The organism is Austwickia sp. TVS 96-490-7B, assembly GCF_019331795.1.
Taxonomy (GTDB): domain Bacteria; phylum Actinomycetota; class Actinomycetes; order Actinomycetales; family Dermatophilaceae; genus Austwickia.
Map to the genome: position 1 here is coordinate 74,568 of NZ_JAHPZL010000003.1, position 20,676 is coordinate 95,243.

20 protein-coding genes, 1 tRNA gene and 1 pseudogene are annotated in these 20,676 nt (G+C 63.3%); 2 read left to right on the top strand and 20 right to left on the bottom strand.

Features of this window, described 5'->3' with window-relative positions; all coding sequences use genetic code 11:
- Positions 1-152: 152 nt before the first annotated feature.
- Complete coding sequence (locus KEM60_RS02950) at positions 153-422, top strand: hypothetical protein (protein WP_219106027.1); 270 nt, start codon at positions 153-155, stop codon at positions 420-422.
- A gap of 699 nt (positions 423-1,121) precedes the next feature.
- Here the strand turns inward: KEM60_RS02950 and KEM60_RS02955 are convergent.
- The 5 genes from KEM60_RS02955 to KEM60_RS02975 form a co-directional block, all read right to left on the bottom strand.
- Positions 1,122-1,197, bottom strand: a tRNA-Ala gene (locus KEM60_RS02955).
- A 93-nt stretch (positions 1,198-1,290) separates the two neighbouring features.
- The gene (locus tag KEM60_RS02960) at positions 1,291-1,959 is read right to left on the bottom strand and encodes a histidine phosphatase family protein (RefSeq protein ID WP_219106028.1); all 669 of its coding nucleotides are present in this window, start codon (positions 1,957-1,959) and stop codon (positions 1,291-1,293) included.
- The gene (rsfS, locus tag KEM60_RS02965) at positions 1,956-2,345 is read right to left on the bottom strand and encodes a ribosome silencing factor (protein ID WP_219106029.1); all 390 of its coding nucleotides are present in this window, start codon (positions 2,343-2,345) and stop codon (positions 1,956-1,958) included. The genes KEM60_RS02960 and rsfS overlap by 4 nt, the downstream gene beginning before the upstream one ends.
- A 21-nt stretch (positions 2,346-2,366) precedes the next feature.
- Positions 2,367-3,065 carry a nicotinate-nucleotide adenylyltransferase gene (gene nadD / locus KEM60_RS02970; protein ID WP_255574303.1) on the bottom strand — a complete coding sequence of 233 codons (699 nt, stop codon included), beginning with the start codon at positions 3,063-3,065 and terminating at the stop codon, positions 2,367-2,369.
- Positions 3,028-3,267, bottom strand: coding sequence for a hypothetical protein (locus tag KEM60_RS02975; RefSeq protein ID WP_219106031.1), 240 nt, complete (start codon positions 3,265-3,267; stop codon positions 3,028-3,030). Before KEM60_RS02975 ends, nadD begins: the two co-directional genes overlap by 38 nt.
- A 113-nt stretch (positions 3,268-3,380) precedes the next feature.
- On the opposite strand from KEM60_RS02975, the gene KEM60_RS02980 reads away from it, so the two are divergent.
- Positions 3,381-4,346 (top strand): glycosyltransferase family 2 protein, encoded by a 966-nt coding sequence (locus KEM60_RS02980; protein ID WP_219106032.1) that lies wholly within the window; start codon positions 3,381-3,383, stop codon positions 4,344-4,346.
- Here the strand turns inward: KEM60_RS02980 and KEM60_RS02985 are convergent.
- From KEM60_RS02985 to rbfA, 15 genes and pseudogenes are all read right to left on the bottom strand, one after another.
- Positions 4,336-5,721: a glutamate-5-semialdehyde dehydrogenase gene (locus KEM60_RS02985; RefSeq protein WP_255574304.1), complete on the bottom strand. Its 1,386-nt coding sequence runs from the start codon at positions 5,719-5,721 to the stop codon at positions 4,336-4,338. The genes KEM60_RS02980 and KEM60_RS02985 overlap by 11 nt on opposite strands.
- Before the next feature lie 75 nt (positions 5,722-5,796).
- Positions 5,797-6,246: pseudogene (locus KEM60_RS16390) on the bottom strand (GNAT family N-acetyltransferase); the annotation flags it as partial.
- A 79-nt stretch (positions 6,247-6,325) separates the two neighbouring features.
- Positions 6,326-7,477 (bottom strand): glutamate 5-kinase, encoded by a 1,152-nt coding sequence (gene proB, locus KEM60_RS02990; protein ID WP_219106034.1) that lies wholly within the window; start codon positions 7,475-7,477, stop codon positions 6,326-6,328.
- Positions 7,478-7,551: 74 nt separating this feature from the next.
- Positions 7,552-8,004: a hypothetical protein gene (locus KEM60_RS02995; protein WP_219106035.1), complete on the bottom strand. Its 453-nt coding sequence runs from the start codon at positions 8,002-8,004 to the stop codon at positions 7,552-7,554.
- A 137-nt stretch (positions 8,005-8,141) separates the two neighbouring features.
- Positions 8,142-9,665, bottom strand: a complete 1,524-nt coding sequence (gene obgE / locus KEM60_RS03000) for a GTPase ObgE (protein ID WP_219106036.1) — start codon at positions 9,663-9,665, stop codon at positions 8,142-8,144.
- A gap of 100 nt (positions 9,666-9,765) precedes the next feature.
- Positions 9,766-10,029, bottom strand: coding sequence for a 50S ribosomal protein L27 (gene rpmA, locus KEM60_RS03005; protein ID WP_219106037.1), 264 nt, complete (start codon positions 10,027-10,029; stop codon positions 9,766-9,768).
- A gap of 56 nt (positions 10,030-10,085) precedes the next feature.
- On the bottom strand, positions 10,086-10,394 hold the full coding sequence (rplU, locus tag KEM60_RS03010) for a 50S ribosomal protein L21 (protein ID WP_219106038.1): 309 nt from the start codon (positions 10,392-10,394) through the stop codon (positions 10,086-10,088).
- A gap of 111 nt (positions 10,395-10,505) precedes the next feature.
- Positions 10,506-13,988, bottom strand: coding sequence for an Rne/Rng family ribonuclease (locus KEM60_RS03015; RefSeq protein WP_219106039.1), 3,483 nt, complete (start codon positions 13,986-13,988; stop codon positions 10,506-10,508).
- 84 nt (positions 13,989-14,072) lie between these two features.
- Complete coding sequence (locus KEM60_RS03020) at positions 14,073-14,801, bottom strand: TIGR03936 family radical SAM-associated protein (RefSeq protein ID WP_219106040.1); 729 nt, start codon at positions 14,799-14,801, stop codon at positions 14,073-14,075.
- Positions 14,802-14,867: 66 nt separating this feature from the next.
- Positions 14,868-15,416, bottom strand: a complete 549-nt coding sequence (locus tag KEM60_RS03025) for a GNAT family N-acetyltransferase (RefSeq protein WP_219106041.1) — start codon at positions 15,414-15,416, stop codon at positions 14,868-14,870.
- 3 nt (positions 15,417-15,419) lie between these two features.
- The gene (locus tag KEM60_RS03030) at positions 15,420-17,486 is read right to left on the bottom strand and encodes a TIGR03960 family B12-binding radical SAM protein (protein WP_219106042.1); all 2,067 of its coding nucleotides are present in this window, start codon (positions 17,484-17,486) and stop codon (positions 15,420-15,422) included.
- 109 nt (positions 17,487-17,595) lie between these two features.
- Positions 17,596-18,570, bottom strand: coding sequence for a bifunctional riboflavin kinase/FAD synthetase (locus tag KEM60_RS03035; protein WP_219106043.1), 975 nt, complete (start codon positions 18,568-18,570; stop codon positions 17,596-17,598).
- A 56-nt stretch (positions 18,571-18,626) separates the two neighbouring features.
- Entirely contained in the window at positions 18,627-19,163 is a 537-nt protein-coding gene (locus KEM60_RS03040) for an ASCH domain-containing protein (RefSeq protein WP_219106044.1), read from the bottom strand.
- Positions 19,164-19,224: 61 nt separating this feature from the next.
- Complete coding sequence (gene truB, locus KEM60_RS03045; protein ID WP_219106045.1) at positions 19,225-20,169, bottom strand: tRNA pseudouridine(55) synthase TruB; 945 nt, start codon at positions 20,167-20,169, stop codon at positions 19,225-19,227.
- 3 nt (positions 20,170-20,172) lie between these two features.
- The gene (rbfA, locus tag KEM60_RS03050; protein ID WP_219106046.1) at positions 20,173-20,649 is read right to left on the bottom strand and encodes a 30S ribosome-binding factor RbfA; all 477 of its coding nucleotides are present in this window, start codon (positions 20,647-20,649) and stop codon (positions 20,173-20,175) included.
- Between the last annotated feature and the right edge of the window lie 27 nt (positions 20,650-20,676).

Sequence of the window (20,676 nt, forward strand, 5' to 3'; positions counted from 1 at the left end):
GACTTTGAGCATCAATCTCGAAATTAGTGGCGTGCAAGATCGTCAGATACGTGCTCATGAAGTAGCAATTATTAGAAGGAAACAACGCAAGCTTGGCCCTTCATGAGATCAAGGTCCAATAAATGCAACAGTCACCAACAGGAGCCATCTTGATGAGCACGCAAGAGCAAGATAACTACGATCGCGCCTCAACTGACTGTCTGGCAATATTTCTCACTCTGGGCATCATTGTCATTATTGAGAATATAACTGGTTTTATCTGGTTGAGAGTGATCGGCTTTCCCATTCTCACTGCAACGTCTTTTTTCATGACAGTTAAGGCATGGAAATCCAAGGGGCTAATGAATAAGTTAGAGACGCTCACCATTTTGTTAATCTGCCTCATATTGCTGATCGCAAGTATGAGAATCGCACATCGATAGATGTGCCTGAGTTGGGGATAGGTGACGCTCGGGGACCACGTGGCGTGATGAGCGCAAGAGTCACCACGCCCTCATCCCCGACTGAGAGTGTTCATCACGGGGTTTTCTCACCTGAGAGTGGAGGCCGAGGTGAGCCTGGCCCTGTGGGGGTCAACACATCCCTGCCGGAGTAGATGTCGGGGTTTTCCGACTCCCTGTCGATCTCAAGCGCGAGCGATACCTGCGCCGCAGCCAGCAGGGCCGGCACATCCCACAGGACGGTATGGCGAGATACCTCCGGCCGCTGCACTCACACTGCCGTCGGCAGTTCGTCATGCGTGCGCACCAGATCACCGACACTCACTGATCCGCCTACTTGGCCCCGCCGTCGCACACATCGAGGACCGATGACGCTACCGGTGCTCGATAGTGTCATAGGAACCAACAAACTCAGCCCGCAACAACGATGTCGACCAGCCCTACCGCGCCTGGAGAGCCCCGGGCTACGCGAGAGCTCTTCAGCATCAAGCGCCAGTCATCTTGATTCCCTTCGACATCCATGAAATCACTGCTGGGATGCTGCTGCCCGGGATCACGGTGAGCGTCGCGGAGTGACACTCTCACATCCTCATCGCCGAAGACAAAAAGCGGCGATCCAGCTCAACGAGCTGTTCGCCGCTTTCAGACCTGACTACATCAGGTAAACCGCTATATCTAATCTGGTGGAGCTGAGGGGATTCGAACCCCTGACCCCCTCCATGCCATGGAGGTGCGCTACCAACTGCGCTACAGCCCCTTACCTTTGCCCTCGTGGCGAGGACTTGTTGAGTTTATCGAGGCGAGTGCTGCTTTTCCAAATCGAGGCACAGCAGGGGACTTCTGGGCCTGCTCAGTAGCCGTGGGCCGGGCGGGTCGGCGGTCCGGGTCGATCGACCTGTCCGTTCCAGACCGCGATCCGCCACCGGTCGCCGACGTGGACGAGTTCACCCCAGTGGCAGTTGCCTAACCCACTGAGACACAGCCATGCGGTCCGTTGATCCATGCCGACCAGATCGGCAGCCAGCGCCCGGGCACAGACGCCATGCGTGACGACTAATGCGGTCTGGCCGGGATGGAGGGTGGCGATCACTTCGTCGAGACTGGGCCGGGCTCGACGTACCACCTCGGCAACGGTCTCGCCATGGCCGCCGCGGCGGACATCCTCCCCCGCCGCCAGTCGCGCCAGGACCCCAGGGGAGGCTTTTTCCACGTCGGCTGCGTCACGACCTTGCCAGTGCCCGACGCCGATCTCTCGGAGGCGGGCATCGACGGTGACTGACATGTCGGCATGATCTGCGACAATGCGCGCGGTCCGCGATGCCCGGTCCAGATCGCTAGCCCAGATCCCCGCGAGTCCATATCCCGCAAGTACCGGGGCGACCCGGCGGGCCTGGTCCAAGCCGGTCGGTGACAGGGGCGTATTCAGATGCCCCTGCCACAGTCCACGTGCGTTATGAGTGGTGACCCCATGTCGGAGCAGGACCACTCGCCGTGGCATTGATGTCGCAGCGACGCTCATCGAGGCGAATCGGCCGGAGGGTCCTGCGGGCCCAGAGTCAACGGCACGGCAGGGCAGTCACGCCAGAGCCGCTCCAACTGGTAGAACGTCCGCTCTTCCTGGTGTTGGACGTGAACGACGAGGTCACCGAAATCGATCAGCACCCAGCGGGCTTCCCGGTCACCTTCGCGGCGAACCCGCTTGACTCCGGCGCCGTGGAGTTTCTCCTCGATCTCGTCCACAATCGAGGAGATCTGCCGCTCGTTGGGGGCAGAGGCGACCAGGAAGATATCAGTCAGTGCCAGATGTTCGCTGACATCCAGGGCAACGATGTCAGTGGCGAGTTTGTCTTCGGCTGCAGTTGCGGCGATCTGGGCAAGATGGCAGGCATGGTCGGTGGCAGGCACGGGTGGGATTTCCTCCTGAGATCACCGCGGTACCGGTGCCATCGTCGGGGCCTGCCCGGTCGTGGCGCCCCCAGTGCACGGTGCGGGTGTCGACGTCGTTCGGTACAGACGGTACTTGGCGATGTACTGAACCACCCCATCCGGCACGAGATACCAGATCGGTTCACCCGCTCCCACACGATCGCGACAGTCAGTGGAACTGATCGCCATCGCTGGAATTTCGGTGAGCGTGATGCCCTCTTTGGGCAGGCCACGGTCGCTGAGACAGTGGCCGGGACGGGTCACTCCGACAAAGTGCGCCAGCTCCCAGAGCTCGTCGGCGTCTTTCCAGGACAGGATCTGTTCGAGGGCATCGGCGCCGGTGATGAAGAAGAATTCTGCATCAGGTCGTTGGGCATGCAGATCACGCAGCGTGTCGATGGTGTACGTCGGACCGTTCCGGTCGATGTCAACGCGGCTGACGGAGAAGCGTGGGTTGGATGCGGTAGCGATCACAGTCATCAGGTATCGGTGTTCCGCGGACGCCAGCAGGGTGCGATCTTTCTGCCAGGGCTGACCGGTGGGCACGAAAACCACCTCGTCGAGTCCCAGGAGGTGTTGCACTTCGCTGGCCGCGACGAGGTGACCGTGGTGAATCGGGTTGAACGTGCCACCCATGACACCGACGCGGGTGGCACGGGGTTCAGTGGGTGGAACTGTGTCCTCCCTGGGCCGTGGCAGTGCCGGGGGCAACGTGAGGCACCATGTCAGGCCCCTCCATCAGGGTGTGTCCCGCATTGCGGAACAGCCAGGTGATCAGAAGCAGCAGCATGAAAGCGGCCAGGGCAATCACTCCGTAAGCCCAATCGGGCATCGGGAGTTCCCAGACAACTTCGTGGCCACTACCCGGAACAGCCTGCAGGGTCATCGGGGTCAGCGACATAGGGTCCACCTTATCGGGGTGTTCCTCCTGAGGTGGCTGATGTCCCCTCGTGAGCCGTCGAGCGCCCGCCCAGGGGCGTCGGACGTGCGCTGAGCGGCAGTTACCCTGTGCTCATGCAGCCTGCCTCCTCCGACGTGGAGTTGTCCGTCGTCGTCCCCGTTTTCAACGAGGAGGCCGTGCTCCCGTTGATGATCGACCGCCTCCGGCCCGTCCTGGACGGACTGGAATCGACGTACGAGGTGCTGGCTGTGGACGACGGTTCAACGGACGCCTCGCCGGTGATCCTGCAACGGTTGCGTCGGCAGTGGCCCGCGTTGCGAGTCCTCCGCTTGCGCGCCAATTCTGGTCACCAAGCTGCGATCTCCGCCGGCTTAGCTCGAGCACGAGGCGACTACGTGGTGACGATTGACGCTGATTTGCAAGATCCTCCAGAGACCATCGCCCAGATGCTGCAGGTGGCCCGGGACGAAAAGGTCGATGTCGTCTACGGGGTGCGTTCAGATCGGCGTACCGACACGGTGTTCAAACGAGGTACGGCGGGGGCTTACTACCGGCTGATGCGCGCCTTGGCCGGGAAGAAAGTGGTCGATCAGGCCGGTGACTTCCGCATGATGAGTCGGGCGACCGTGGAGGCTGTCAACGCACTTCCCGAGCAGCATCGGGTACTTCGTCTGGTCGTGCCCACTTTGGGTTTTCCCAGTGCCCGGGTCGAATACGAACGAGCAGTGCGTGCCGCCGGGGACTCCAAATACCCGTTGCGCAAGATGATCGCGTTGAGCGTGGACAGCCTCACCGGCCACTCGATGGCGCCATTGCGGCTAGCCACCTGGTGTGGCCTGTGCGGTGGCCTGGCTGCGCTAGGAGTGCTCTGTTATGCCCTCATCGCTCGCGCACTGGGGCATGTCATCGCAGGATGGACCTCGACCGTGGTGGTAGTCGCCGCAGTAGGCGCCGTCCAGCTGTTGTGTCTGGGCGTTCTCGGAGAGTACGTCGGGCGGATGTACACGATGATGCAAGGCCGCCCGACGTACTACGTGGCGTACGACTCGTTGGAGTCACACGAACAGGTCAACTCCTGATGTGACCGTCGCCCTCGACAATCCATTTGGTACTGGTCATTTCCGGAAGGCCCATCGGACCACGGGCATGCAACTTCTGCGTGCTAATCCCGATCTCCGCGCCAAAACCGAACTCGCCGCCATCGGTGAACCTGGTCGAAGAGTTGACCATCACCACTGCGGCGTCGACCTCGCTGGTCCAGCGACGTGCCGCCGTCCGGTCCTCGGTGACGATAGCTTCGGTGTGCCCGGTGGAATATCGTGCGACGTGAGCCATCGCCTCATCAAGATCCGCCACCACCCGTACGGCGATTTCCAAACCGTGGTATTCACAGGCCCAATCGAGTTCCCCAGCTTCCAAGACCGGGACACCAACCCCAGCCGCAGCGGTGATCGTCGCAACATCCCCGTGAATCTTCACCGACTGCTCGTGCAGTGCAGGCAGCACCAGCGGAAGGAAGCGGGCTGCGATGTCCGCGTGGACCAGCAGCGTTTCTGCGGCATTACACACGCTGGGTCGCTGGGTCTTCGCGTTGACCACGATCTCCAAGGCCTTGCCCAGCTCTGCAGCCGCATCGACATACACGTGGACATTGCCACTGCCCGTCTCGATCACCGGCACCGTGGACTGCGTCACCACGGTCTCGATCAGTTTGGCACCGCCGCGGGGCACGATGACATCCACCAACCCGCGAGCCCGCATCAGCGAGACCGCTTCGTCATGTCCGCCCTCCAACAGGTGGACTGCGTCTGCTGGCAGACCAGCGCGCTCAATGGCTTCGCGTAACGTCGCCACCAACGCCCGGTTGCTGTACGACGCCGCTGAGCCACCTCGCAGGATGACAGCGTTCCCGCTCTTCATCGCGATCCCTGCGGCATCGACAGTCACATTGGGACGGGCTTCGTAGATCATCCCGATCACTCCGAAAGGCACCCTGACCTGACGGATCTGCAAGCCGTTGGGCAAGGTCGATCCCCGCACCACGTGTCCCACTGGGTCGGGCAAGGCCACCAGATCACGCAAGGCGTCAGCGATGCCGTCCAAGCGCCCCTGATCCAGCCGAATTCGGTCGACCAGGCTGTCAGGGAGCCCTTTGACCCGAGCACGCTCCAGGTCACGGCTGTTGGCATCGAGGATGCGTGGACTCTGCGCGGCGACAGCATCCGCCATCGCCTGGAGAGCGCGGTTTTTTTGCGCGCTGGTCGCCACCGCCAAGCGACGAGCGGCCACCCGCGCTGCGTCTCCGGCAGCTTGCACCGTCGGCACCACTGTCGGTGTTGGCACCGGGAGGGGGACCTCGTCCACGGTCGCCACGCCAGCACCACCGCCAGGGAGTTCTCCGGCGGTGCCGCTCTGTCCCAGCATTCCCGCCGGGATCACCAACGGCGCAGTCATCGGGTCATCCGCACGGATCTGCGCCTGGGGGCTGTCGACTCGGCGGATCATCCGCAACATGAAGGGTTCAAACCCGGCGCGTTCATACAGCCGTTTGGCTTCGGCATTCCCAGCGAGGGTCTCCAGCGACCAATACGTGATTTCGCGTCGTTTCAGTTCGCTACGGCAGGCTTCGATGAGGCGAGTCCCGATGCCGCAGCCTCGTGCCGCCTCCGCCACGGCGAGCGACTCCAACTCACCACACCACTGCCCCATGTCAAAAGCCGAGCCGGAGGAAGTGAAGTGCAATGCCGCGTAGCCCACCACCTTGTCGTTGTTTTCGGTGTCTACCGCGAGATAGACGACACCGGCACCGTCGTTGAGCCAAGTGAGGTATTCCTCATGGCGAAGAGCCCAGGCGGCGTTGGGATCACGCACCGGAAGGTCCGGTCCAATGACGTCCACGTACCGCAGGAGCATCGCCTTCCATAGGGGCTTAACCCGCTGCAGGTCGCGAATGTGAGCACGCATGATCTCGAAGCGCATGGTTCGACGCTACCCAGCCTGCCCGTCCTGGGCGAATCCAGCCTGCGAAAAACCTGCCAGATGGACGCGCCACAGCCGCTTAGCGACGGACCAGCACGAGATAATCCCGGTTCACCACGTCTCGGGCATAGTGCGGACCCAATACCTCCCCGAGCCAACGAGTGCTGCGTCCCAGCAGCCGCGGTAGCTCATCACTGGAGAAAGCCACCAACCCTCGAGCGACGGCGCGCCGGTCCGGGCCCACCAGCTCCACTGGCGCCCCGGCGGCGAAAGCGCCCTCCAGGGCCACGATCCCGGCGGGTAACAGCGAGGCGCCCCGTTCTACCACCGCCCGTACCGCCCCCTCATCAAGGACCAGAGTGCCCTCCGGTTCACTGGCGTGCGCCAGCCACAACCGCTTCGACGTGGGACGCGCCCCCCATGGGGCAAAAACGGTGCCGACATCGGCTCCAGCCAAGGCGTCCTCGATCTGTCCCGCTGCGGCGAGCAACGTGGGAACACCAGCCCCAGTAGCGATTCGGGCAGCGTCAACCTTGGTGACCATCCCGCCAGTACCGACCAGACTGCCGCTACCGCCAATACGGATCCCGCGAAGATCCTGCGCTCCACGAATCAACGGTAACCGGACACTCGTTGGCTCCGTCGGGGGCCCGTCGTACAGGGCATCGGTGTCAGTGAGGAGCACCAACGCACCCGCCCCGACCAGGTGCGCGACAAGCGCAGCAAGCCGGTCATTGTCACCAAATCGGATTTCGTCGGTGGCGACAGCGTCGTTCTCGTTGACCACCGGGACAATTCCTAGGCGCATCAACCGGATCAGAGCGCGACGGGCGTTGACGTAGTGCCCGCTGCGGTTGAGGTCAGCTGCAGTCAACAACACCTGCCCCACGCCCAATCCGTGCCGGCCAAAGGCTTCGGTGTAAGCAGCAATCAAGGCGCCCTGGCCGACACTGGCGGCGGCCTGTTGGGTGGCCAGATCTCGGGGTCGGGCGGTCAGGCCGAGCGGAGTGATCCCGGCTGCTACCGCCCCGGAAGAGACGAGGACCACCTGATGCCCTCGGAGACGTCGCGCAGCCAGTGCATCACTGATCGCACCGAGTCTGGTCACATCAAGGATGCCTTCAGCAGTGGTCAGGGAGGACGACCCCACCTTGACCACGATGCGTGGCGCTTCCGCGATGGTCTGCCGGATTGCTGCCGCGGAGATGTCCCCCGAGTGCTCCTGCGTCATACCGGAGAGGATATCGGCCAGCCTGGCGCCGAGACGACTCGCAGCTGTCAGAGGGGGTCCAGCGGCCCCCTGTTTCAGGGAGAGACCGCGGATCCAGCGAGATGCCGCAGCGCCCGCTCCATCACCATTCCGGTAAAGGGATTAGCAGGCGCCCCCAGGTCATCGAGTCGACGACGCGTGCGTTGCAGGTAATCCGCAGTGATTGATTGCCCCGCAGGGAGAACTCCGGTACGTCGATCGACAGCGATTTGCATCGCAAAAGCGCTCAATGGACGTTCATGCGGTGCCTGACCCTGCCAGATCACCTCCCCGGTGGCAGCGTGGATTAGCTGGCGGTCATCATCACACAGATGGTCGAGGTCGCTACCGAAGACCTTCCGGGCCATCTCTGACCGCCCACGAGGAAGGACACTGCCTCGGTTAGCTGACTCGATGGCCTCAGTGCTGTGCGGTGGCGGAGGTGCGGGCGCACCACCGCGGCTCCCCGCGGGCGGGGAGGATGTCGGAACCTGACGTACGTCTCTCACCTGATGTGATCCTCTACCCCGGTGATCCACGACTTTCCCCTGCGCCCCACGGTAGGCACGGGCAGCCGGGAAGAGCAAGGGTGATCGGGGGGCCAGCGAGGGTCAGGCGCTCAACGGCACCAAGGAGTTTCGCTGAGTCAGTCGTCTGTGTTAGTCCACCAGCCAGCAGCACGTTCAGCGGCAAGCTCGTCACGGGCTGCCTGTTTAGCGGCCCGGCGATCGTCGTAGTCAGCCCGTTTCTGGCCACGCGTTGGCCGATGCCGGTCCTCCAGCCGATGATCAGTGCCACGTCGGCCGAGAAGTTCAGCACCCGCGGTCATCGTCGGCTCCCAGTCAAAGACGACCGCGTCATCTTCAGGACCGATCAAGACCGTGGACCCGGCGACTGCGCCAGCAGCAAACAGAGCCTCTTCCACCCCAGCCCGCGCAAGCCGGTCGGCGAGATACCCCACCGCCTCGTCGTTCGTGAAGTCGGTTTGGCGGACCCAGCGGGTGGGACGCTCGCCGAGGACCCGGTACGCCGGACCATCGGGTCCGTCCTCCGCGCGAACGGTGAATCCGTCGTCATCCACAGCGACAGGGCGGACCACGACCCGCTGCCGAGCGATCTGTTCTGTCCGGGCGAGCTGCTCGGCGCGGGCGGCAGCGACATGGCGGGCTAGAGCGAAGCTAAGTTCTTTCAGGCCGGTCCGGGCGACAGCAGAGACCACGTGCACTTCGAGACCACGTTCTTGCAGGTCAGGGACCACCATCTCAGCAAGCTCTCGCGCTTCAGGGATGTCGGCTTTGTTGAGCACGACGATGCGGGTGCGTTCGGACAGGGGGCGGCCGCCTAGTGCTTCGTCGGGGACGTAGTGGCGCAGCTCGTGTTCGATGGCGTCAAGGTCGGTGAGCGGGTCCCGTCCCGGCTCCAAGGTGGCACAGTCGACAACATGGACCAGCACTGAGCAGCGTTCGACGTGGCGCAGGAATTCTATGCCTAGTCCTTTGCCCTGATGGGCACCAGGGATGAGCCCCGGGACATCTGCGACGGTGTATCGGGCATCACCAGCAGTCACCACGCCGAGGTTGGGGACGAGCGTGGTGAAAGGGTAGTCGGCAATTTTGGGGCGAGCAGCAGACAGGACTGACACCAGGGATGATTTCCCGGCGCTAGGGAATCCGATCAACGCGACATCAGCAAGGGTTTTCAACTCCAGGACAATGTCACGGGCTTCGCCTGGTTCACCGAGGAGAGCAAATCCTGGGGCTTTACGACGGGGACTGGCCAAGGCTTTGTTACCCAGTCCGCCGCGGCCGCCGCGGGCCACGATGTATTCGCTACCCATGCCGACCAGGTCAGCGAGTAACCGCCCGTCACGGTCTTTGACGACCGTACCGGCCGGGACCGGAAGCACCAATGGTTCACCTTGGCCGCCGTTACGTTCTTCCCCTTCACCGGGCTTGCCATTGGCTGCCTGACGGTGGGGACTGTGGTGATAGTCCAACAGGGTGGTGACCTGAGGATCGACACGGACAATGACGTCCCCGCCATGGCCGCCGTTTCCTCCGTCGGGTCCTCCCAGAGGTTTGAACTTCTCACGGTGGACCGAAGCGCATCCGTGGCCGCCCTTACCTGCAGCCACGGAGAGCATCACCCGGTCGACGAATGTCGCGGCCATGAGGACTGCCTTTCGGAGACGAACCGGGCTGCGCCCGGGGAATGAGTGAAAGGGGCGGGCTCGAGCCCGCCCCTTTCACAGGGAGAATCTGAGGTGAACGTCAGGCGCTCTGCTCGGCCGGGACAATGTTGACCGTCTTACGGCCCCGCTTCATCCCGAACTTCACCGCGCCGGCAGCCAGCGCGAACAGCGTGTCGTCGCCGCCACGGCCGACGTTCTCACCGGGGTGGAAGTGCGTGCCACGCTGACGGACGAGGATCTCACCCGCGTTGACGACCTGGCCGCCGAATCGCTTGACGCCGAGGTACTGGGGGTTGGAGTCGCGGCCGTTACGAGACGACGACGCACCCTTCTTGTGTGCCATATCAGTGTCTGCCTTTGCTAATCGTGGAGGCTACGAGAACTCAATGACCCCGAGGCTCATGCCCCGATCGCGGTCACCTTGATCTGGGTCGTCGGCTGACGGTGGCCCTGACGCTTGCGGTAGCCGGTCTTGTTCTTGTACTTCAGGATCGTGATCTTGGGACCCTTGGTGGCCTTGACCACCTCCGCGGTGACCTTGACCTTGGCAAGCTCGGCCGCTGCGGTGACGACCTTGGCTCCGTCCACGAGCATCAGCGGGGTGAGGTCCACGGACGCGCCGGGCTCGGCGTTGACCTTGTCGACGATGAGGACGTCCCCTACGGACACCTTTTCCTGGCGGCCGCCGGCACGAACAATCGCGTACACGTTGAACCCACTCTCTTTGACTTAGCTGTGATGGATGGTCTCTTCGAACCGGCCCGTCAATACGGGGCACGGTGGACGCACCGACGACCAAGCTTACGGGACGACAGACCCTCAGCCCAAATCCGTCGATTCGTCAATCACCAGTACTGGTGTTCCCGATGACGACTCGCCGTCTTCAGCACGCACCGGCACCGGCGGTCCAGCTGGTGCCACGACCCGACTACGACGGCGCCGAGGAGCTCGCTGCGGTTCCGAGGCCGTTTCCGGGGTCTCCCCAGATCCTTGAGGCCACCCCAGCGCTGATTCTTCAGCCTCTCCGGCCGTGCCGCCCTGCGGCCATCCCATCGCGCTACTGTCCGACATCGAGGATCCCTCCTCGGTGCGCTCAGTCACCGACCCTGACGCGTCAGGGGCAGATGCGGGAGTCGTTGGCGGCCGAGAGACCCCCCGTCGTACTCGACCCGTTTTCACGGGCCGCGAGACATCCTGGCTGTCGCTCTGCTGAGCAACGACCGGTTCGGGCTGGACTGACGCCGACTCTGCTAGCTCTATCTCCGCTGACCCGACCGGGTGCAGTGCCGCATATGCTGCCGCAGCGATCTGCGCTGGCGTGGGTCCGGTGGCGGTCGCATTCTCTGCGGAGGCCGCCGTTGCTGGTGAGCTCGCGCCGGCAGATCCTCCCGAGGAGGCTGTGACCGCACCCGAGGAGACAGTGCTCCCCCCACCTGTCGACGGCGCGCTACTCCCCCGGCTTCGCCGCCCGCGACGTCCGCCACCATCGGACGCTGTGGCGTCTGTCGATGTCGTGGAGGCCTTGTCTACCGGGGTGCTCGAAACGATGATCCCCCGCCCGTTGCAGTGCTCGCAGGACTCTGAGAACACCTCGATCAGACCGGCGCCCACCCGTTTACGGGTCATCTGCACCAACCCCAACGAGGTGACCTCAGCGACTTGATGCTTCGTACGATCCCGGCCTAAGCATTCCAGGAGTCGGCGGACCACTAGGTCACGGTTGGACTCCAGCACCATGTCGATGAAGTCGATCACGATGATGCCGCCGATGTCCCGCAACCGCAGTTGCCGCACGATCTCCTCGGCCGCCTCGATGTTGTTCTTGGTGACGGTCTCTTCCAAGTTGCCACCGGCACCGACAAATTTGCCGGTGTTGACGTCGATCACCGTCATGGCTTCGGTGCGGTCGATCACCAACGAGCCACCGCTGGGCAACCAGACTTTGCGATCCATCGCCTTAGCCAGTTGCTCGTCGATTCGGTACTCCGCAAAGACGTCCTTCTCACCGGTCCAGCGCTGCAATCGGGCGGCCAGCTCCGGAGCCACTCCGGCCAGATAGTCGTTGACGGTATTCCAGGCGTTGTCACCGGAGACCACCATCGAGGTGAAATCTTCGTTGAAGACATCACGGATCACCCGCACCGTGAGGTCGACCTCGCCATGCAGCAATGCGGGGGCATTGCCGGATTTGACCTTCTTCTGAATCCCCGCCCACGCCTTGGTCAAGCGGTCGACGTCGGCGCGCAGCTCAGCCTCGGACGCACCCTCAGCCGCCGTACGCACGATCACGCCAGCGTCCGCGGGGACAATCTCCTTGAGGATCTTCTTCAGGCGAGAACGCTCCACATCAGGCAACTTGCGGCTGATCCCGGTCATCTTCCCCTGGGGGACATAGACCAAATACCGGCCGGGCAGACTCACCTGGCTAGTCAGCCGGGCCCCCTTGTGCCCAATCGGGTCCTTCGTGACCTGGACCAGCACGCCTTGACCCGATTTCAGAGCATTCTCGATCCGGCGGGATTTGTGTCCCTCCAGGCCAGCGGCGTCCCAATTGACTTCCCCGGCATACAGGACCGCATTGCGGCCACGGCCGATGTCGACGAAGGCTGCCTCCATGCTGGGCAGGACATTTTGCACCCGGCCGAGGTACACATTGCCCGCCATCGACCCGGACTGGCCCGAATCAGCTTTGCTGACGTAGTGCTCCACCAGGATGCCGTCTTCAAGCACCCCAATCTGGGTCCGTTCGCCCTGTTGGCGCACCACCATGACTCGTTCAACGCTCTCCCTGCGCGCCAGGAACTCCGCCTCGGTGATGACCGTGCGCCGACGGCCAGCCTCCCGCCCTTCACGGCGGCGCTGTTTCTTGGCCTCCAAGCGAGTGCTGCCCTTAATGCCGGTCGCTTCATCCCGGTCCCGACGGGGTTCCCGGACCTTGGTGACGGTGCCGGGCGGGTCCTCCCCCTCGGTCGCACTGCCACTACGGCGCCGGCGACGAGTGCGACGACGACCGATCACGCCGCTTTCCGCGTCCTCCCCATCGACCTCGTCGAGCCGTTCCACCGGCTCCTCGTCACCGTCGTCACCGGTCTGCGCGGTGGACTCGTCCCGATCGTCATCGAGTCCGCTACGGCGACGGCCTTTGCCACCGCGACGCCGACGCCGACGTCCCGCCAGGTCACCGTCGCTGTCGTCCAGGTCCTCCGTCAGGATCTGATCGTGGTTTTCGGCGTCGTCTGGCGCGTCGATCGGCGCGGCTTGATCCGATCCCTCCGAATCCTGACCATCGGGGCGCACCTCACCCACCGGCCCAGCTGGCGAGACAACGCGACGGCGTCTTGGAGCCGCAGCCGGTTCTGGCGCTTGAAACAGCAAGCCGAAGGTGTTGACCACTGGAGACTCCTGGGTCTGCGCAGCCAGGGCCAGTCCCTCCGCCAGCAACGCCTCAGTCTCTTGCTCGGTCAGTTCGGTGATGGCCAGGTCGCTGACGACAACATCCTCAGAGGTGATGTCGTCCGCGGCAGGCACATTCTCAGATGGCGACTCAGAGGTCAGCTCCGCCGGTGAGTCTGCCTGGGGTGCGTCCGCTGCGACCGCGGCCGGTGTTGTCGCCGCAGCAGCGCCAGCCCGGCGGCGGGTCCGGCGAGGACGGGCGGGCGTCGCCGTTCCTTCCTTCTCGGTGACTGCAGGCGCAGCCGAGTCGGCGTCAATCGCTGGTGCGCTGTCATCACTCGATGCATCCTGGGCGGGCTCGGCGTCTGCCTTCGCCCGCTGAGCGGCTCGTTGGCGGGTGGTGCGCGACCGCGTCGCGGGCTTCGCCGCTGGAGTCGGGTCTGCCGGTGGGGCGTCTGCCTCAGCCGACGTCACGGTCTCTGACTCAGCCGTGGTGGGCGAGGCTGTGGCATCGCTGGTCGCGGTGCCCGGTGCTGGTTCGGCTTTCTTACGTCGAGGAGCGCGTTTCCGAGGTGCAGCTTTGGTCGCGGTGCCCTCTTTGTCATCGCTGCCTGCGGGATCCTGCGCAGCCGTATCGTCTTTCTCCGGGGCCGTCCCGTCGGGAGTGCTCGCAGCGGCGGTAGCGCGGCGCGTACCCCGAGCCCTAGTGGTGCGGGCCCGAGTGGTGCCCCGCGTCGGAGTTGCCTCGGAACTGGACTCGGCGACGACTGCAGTGTCAGTCGATGCCGAGGATTCGTCGGATGTGGATGCCACGATGGCGTCCTTCCCGCACGTCGCGGCAATGGCCACGCCGCGGTTGATGCCCTCACTGCCGCGCAGTGCGCGGTTGAAGCTCACACGGTGTCGCATGTCGCCAACACCGCAGGAAGTCATGTCGCTACGTCTGGGTCGGCTCGCGATCTCGCGGCACCAACTCGGACGCCGGTGACCTCACTACCGGCTGACTAGTGGATCGATCAGCCCCGCGTCCGTCAACGGGCCCTGAGCCAGGCGGGTCACCAGGGGTGCCGATCCGGGCTCCAACGAGGCGTACGTGCGCAACGCGGTGAGTATGTCATCGGGGCGTACGGCAGGCGTGGTGTGTCGTACGACCATTCGAAGTATCGCACAGGACCCCTCAGCCGGTCCCGCCACCGACATCGATACCACCGGTGACCTTGCGTCCAAGGTCTTTTCACCGCTCTTAAACAGGCGTGTGACCTCTGCCACGTCTCGACCAAGAAATTCAGCGCGGGCCCGAGTCAACTCGTCTGCGCCCACATCGGAGAACTCGATCTGCCACAGACTTGCTTGCAATAGGTCAGGGAGGGAGACCGACCCGGCCTCGGCCGCCTGCACCAGATCCAGTCCGACAGGCAGTGCCTCGTCTAGCGCCAATCGCAACGCCTCAACATCGACTCGCTCTACGAGAGCAATCTCGACGTACTCGGCTTCGCTGGCCGTCCCGGTCGGAGCTGCATTCGCGTAGGAGATGCGTGGATGCGGATGGAAACCGTTGGAAAACGCCATCGGGACCGCGGCCCGTCGTAACGCGCGCTCCAACGCACGCTGGAAGTCGCGGGTGCTGGAAAAACGCAGCCGTCCTCGCTTGGCATACCGCAACCGGACCCGCTGCACGGCAGGGGCGGCTGGAGGACCGGAGGGAACACGCTGACGAGCCATGACACGACAGGGTACGGAAATGCGAGCCGTGGACCAACCGGACCTGCTGTCCCAGGACAACCCCGATCAGCTCAGATCGAGTCGCATCAGGTCATCAGCCGGGCGGAAACCGAATGAGGCGTATAACGATTGGGAGATCTCGCTGGGATTCAGCACCAGCCGCACCAATGACTCGTTCCTCGACCAGGTCACCAGTTCAGACATCAACGCACGGGCAATGCCCAGCCGTCGATACGCCGGGTCAGTCCACACATTGGCGACATACCCCCATCGTGCACGGGGCCGGGCGCGGTGCGGCATCCGCTCAAAAACTTCCAGGTTGGCCATCCCGACCGCGAGTCGCCCACCACCAGCCGGGGCGAAACCAGTCAGCGGGGACACCTCCGCCAACCAGATACGGCGGACGTCTTTGTGCCGCCGCAAGAAATCGATGATTCGGTCCTCGTACGACGACTCCGCACCATATCCCAGATGCGTCGACCATTGGCCGCGCAGTCGGGCGACATCTGCAGCATCGTCCGGGGACGTCAGATCAGCTGCGCGTACCCGGATCCCGCCCGCAGCCTTGCGAGGTGAAGCCTGCGGGAAGTTGTTCCTGGGATCTTCCCAGGTCATAGCTCACTCCTCGGAGATGACAGAAGGCACCCGACCGGCCACGCCACCGTCACGCTCCAACAACGCCGCCCGACCCTGGGTCAAGACCGAAACGGGAAGGAGCGTGCGTCCGGTCGGGCCGATCTGGACGTCGGTATCCATCTGGGGGCACACCCCACAATCGAAGCACGGACTCCACCGACAGTCAGGCTGTTCGGCCTCGTCCAGAGCTGCTTGCCAGTCATCCCACAGCCATTCCTTATCCAGACCGGAATCGATGTGGTCCCACGGAAGCACCTCCAGTTCTCCCCGCTCCCGCGTGGTGAACCAGTCCACGCCGATCTGCCACCCATGCTCTGCCCGCATCCCGGAAAATACGTCCTCGGCGCATCGCATCCAGCGCTCATAGGAGAAGTGTTCGCTCCACCCGTCGAATCGTCCGCCATCCCGCCAGACCGCTTCGATCACTGCTCCGACACGCCGATCTCCCCGGGAGAGCAGCCCTTCGACGATGCCGGGCTGCCCATCGTGATAGCGCATCCCAATCGAGCTGCCATAACGCCGATCCGCGCGGATTTTCTCTTTCAGCCGACGTAACCGGTCGTCCGTCTGCGCCGCTGGAAGCTGACCCGCCCACTGGAACGGGGTGTGGGCCTTTGGCACAAACCCACCAATCGAGACGGTGCACCGAATGTCCTTGCGGCCGCTGACCTTTCGCCCGGTGTCGATGACTCGAGCCGCTAGATCAGCGATCCCCAAGACATCCTCGTCGGTCTCGGTTGGCAAGCCACACATGAAGTACAACTTGACCTGACGCCACCCCGCTGCAAACGCCGCAGCAACGGTGTCAATGAGGTCCTGCTCGGACACCTGCTTGTTAATCACCCGCCGCAACCGTTCACTGCCCCCCTCGGGAGCAAACGTCAGTCCGGACCGACGACCGTTGCGGGACAGTTCATTCGCCAAATCGATATTGAAGGCGTCCACCCTTGTCGAGGGCAATGACAACCCGGTCTGGGTGCCCTCATACCGATCAGCCAACCCCTTGGAAATCTCCGCGATCTCGGTGTGATCCGCGGAGCTCAACGACAACAGCCCCACTTCCTCATAGCCGGTCGCCCCCAGACCCTGCTCCACCATCTCGCCGATCCCAGAAATGGAGCGCTCCCGAACCGGCCGGGTGATCATGCCTGCCTGACAGAACCGACATCCCCGGGTACAACCGCGGAAGATCTCCACGCTCATCCGCTCATGCACTGTCTCCGCCAAGGGCACCAACGGCGTCTTGGGATATGGCCACTCGTCAAGATCCATCACCGTGTGCTTTGCCACCCGCCAAGGCACCCCCGGCTCTGTCGGCGCCACCCGCTGAATTCGACCATCAGGCAAGTAGTCCACCTGGTAAAACGATGGGACGTACGCCACTCCGTCTGTGGCCAGCCGAACCAGCACCTCATGTCGTCCGCCCGGCTGCCCCTGCGCCTTCCACTCCCCCACGATGTCGGTGACTCGCAGCACCGCTTCCTCACCATCACCGACAATGACGACATCAACGAAGTCAGCGACGGGCTCAGGATTGAAGCTGGCATGCCCCCCGACCACCACCAGCGGATGGTCCTCAGTGCGATCGACCGACCGCACCGGGATGCCAGCCAAGTCCAAGGCCTCCAGCATGTTGGTGTAGTTCAACTCGGTGGGGAAGCTCAACCCGAACAGGTCAAAGTCACGCACCGCACGATGGCCGTCGACGGTGAGCTGAGGCACCCCGCGCTCCCGCATCAACGTCGCCAGATCCGGCCACACCGCATAGCTGCGCTCAGCCAAGGCATCGGCGCGCTCATTAATTACTTCATAGAGGATCATCAGGCCCTGGTTGGGCAGACCCACTTCATAGGCGTCTGGGTACATCAACGCCCACCGCACGGTCCGCTCATGCGGTCCAGCGGTGGAGGTGTTCTCGCTGTCCTCAGTGAACCCTCCACAGTGCCAGTCCTTGACTTGTGAGTTGAGTTCACCGCCGACGTACTGAATCGGTTTGGAGACGCGCTCCAACAGCGGCTCGAGTTCGTTGAATCGGGACGCTCCAGGCATACCTTCCAGCGTAAATGACACCGAGACAGCCTCTGACCACCAGGTACCCCATGTCCATCCACTATCGAAAACCGTTGTGCCGATATGGAATCGGCCCGCAGTCAGCCTCTCAGTGGGGATCCTCATCCAAGATCTGGCGAGTCCGCCGGACGTCCTCAGCCATCACCTGCAGCAGTTCGTCGATCCCGGAGAACCGGTACGTCGGCCGGAGCCGGACCACAAATTCCAGAGTGACCTGCTCCCCATACAGCTGAAGGTCGCTGCGGTCCAAGACGTAAGCCTCCACCCGCCGCTGTGTGCCATCAAAGGTGGGATTCGTCCCCACCGAAATTGCCGCCGGAAGACGCCGATCAGGCACCCCCAACTCCAGCCCCGAGCGGACCAACCACCCCGCGTAGACCCCATCGGCAGGGATCAAACCTTCCGGGTCCTGACAGAGATTCGCCGTCGGATACCCCAACTCCCGGCCTCGGTGATCCCCGTGAACGACTGTCCCACTCACTTCATGGCGACGTCCCAATACATGCGCTGCCGCATCCACATCGCCTTCACCTACCAAGCGCCGTACCTGTGACGATGACCATCGGGAGCCGTCACTCACCTGGTCCCGATCCCCTTGATCCGTCACCACCACGACGTCGAAGCCGTACGTCGAACCCAGCTGACGCAACGTCCCAACGTCACCGGAATTACGCACCCCAAACCGGGTGTCTTCCCCCACCACTACCGTCCGCGCTCGCAGATCACCCACCAGGATGTCAGCGACAAATCGCTCTGGAGCCCACGCCGCTAGCTCCCGGGTGAACTCCATCACCAGAACGCCGTCCAGATCCGCCTCAGCCAATAAAGCCAGACGCTGCGGCAAGCTACCTACCAGCTCTGGAGCCCGCTCTGGACGTAACACGCTCAACGGATGCGGATCAAAGGTCACCGCCACCGACAGCAAACCGTGCCCTCGGGCACGGTCGACGACCTCCCGCAGCACCGCGCGATGCCCTCGGTGGACTCCGTCGAAATTCCCGAGGGTGACAGCACACGGCGGGAGATCGTCAGGGATCTCGGAACGACTGAACCAACGATGCACGCCGTCACTCTAACCAGGTCCGCGCCGCACGCATGCACCACGTCGCTTCCCGAGCGTCACCACTCGGCCTGCCGACGTGCTGCCTCGCGCTCCGCCGCTGTCGGATAGATGACCGCGAACCGTTCTAACACCACGGGCATATCCGGCTGGAAGCCTCGAGGATTGGAAGAGTTCTCGCGGAAGAACCACTCGTGCACCTCACGCCAGTGTTCGACCGATAGGTCACCCTCCGCCTCAGCAACGACATGTTCCGGGCCCACTTGGTCAAAGGGAACAATGTCGACCGATGTCGTCTGGATCAACGCTCGCGGCATCCCCTCCCCGTCCAACACGATGGACAATCGGCCAACCTCGGGAAGAGCTTCCCCCTCATATTCGTAATCCCACAACGAAGAGGCCGTAGCAGTCTTTAAGCCTCGCAGCACCAAGCCCAGCAGCTCATCAGCTTGCTCTGGAGCTCCAACCCCCCCAAAAGCCCACGCCAATGGAGGCGTTGGCCCCAACGTCTGGTTCTCCAGTGAGCCCGCAGGTCGCGAAAGGCGGGTGCGCAGCCGAGCATCAGCCCAGAACGCCTCGATGTCCGCTTGCCCCATAAGCGGACGATAACAGGCCACGACAGCTCTCAACGGAAGCCATCGAGAGATCTGAACTCCTTTACCAAGCCTTGGCGAATACCGCCTTGACACTGACCTTTTCGTCGCCTTCATCTATGACTGCGACAAGTTCTCCTGACGGTGCGCAGGCAGCAGTCAATCCTCGCCCCGGGATCTCACTGGTCAATTGGACCCCGTGGGTCAACAGCCGTGCCGACTCCTCATCCAGCCGACGTACCGGAAGAATCCCGCAGGCCACCTCGGCCGGACTCAGCAGCGGCAACCCACTGGTGCCCACCGGAGCCTCCAGCCTGGCTTGTTCCAATGTCGAAGGCCGCTGCGCCTGATCCACGTGGAACGGCCCCACCTCCACCCGGCGTAACCGCGTGAGGTGTCCACCGACACCTAACGCTTCACCCAAGTCCCGGGCCAGCGCCCGCACATACGTCCCGGAGGACACGTGGACCTGGACATCCAGGTCCACGTAGGTCGTCCCGTCTTCACCCTGCCTGTCATGACGCGCTAGAAGATCGAAGCGCTCCACTCGCACTGCCCGAGCTGCCAAGGCGACCTCGTCACCCCCGCGCACTCGGGCGTAAGAACGGACCCCATCGACCTTGATGGCGCTCACTGAGCTGGGAACTTGCTGCAGCTCGCCCGTCAAGGCTGCAACCGCCCGAGCGATATCGTCATCGGTGCAATGGGCTGCGTCACAGCGACTCAGCGGCTCGCCTTCAGCGTCATCGGTGACTGTCGACATTCCTAACCGGATCGTCGCATCGTAGGTTTTGTCCTGACCGACCAAGAAGGTCAACAAACGAGTTGCCTTATTAACGCCGATCAGGAGTAGACCAGTCGCCATCGGGTCTAGCGTCCCAGCATGGCCCACCTTGCGAGTGCCACAGATACGGCGGCAAGCGCCCACCACATCATGGCTCGTCATCCCCGCCGGTTTATCGACGAGCAGCAAACCGTCCCCGACGAGCGGGTCCGCGGGACGAGGCATGGGTCAGTCCTTCCCCGACAGCTGCTCAGTCGCATCAGGGTTTTCACCCTGATCTGATTCTTCTGCTGGTTTGCGGTAGGGGTCAGACTCGCCGGCGTAATGGGCGCCTGCTGCTGCCTGCGCGAGTTCAGCGTCACGTTGTTTGGTGACGGCAAGAAGCTCGTCCAAGTGAGCGGCTCCTTCGGGAATCGCGTCAGCCACGAACTCCAGGCTGGGAGTCAGCCGAATACCCAGTCCTTTACCGACGGCTGAGCGGATCCGGCCTTTATTGGCTTCGAGTGCCTCAGCTGTGCTGGCTCGCTCTTCGTCTGTGCCAAAAACGGTATAGAAGATGGAGGCGTGTTGGAGGTCGCCGGTCACCCGTACGTCGGTGACAGTGACGAAGCCGAGTCGTTCGTCTTTGACGCGATGCTCCAGGGTCTGCGCCACAATCACTTTGATGCGATCGGCGATCTTGCGGGCGCGGGCCGGGTCTGCCATGGTGCGTTCTCTCCTTCGGGGTACCAG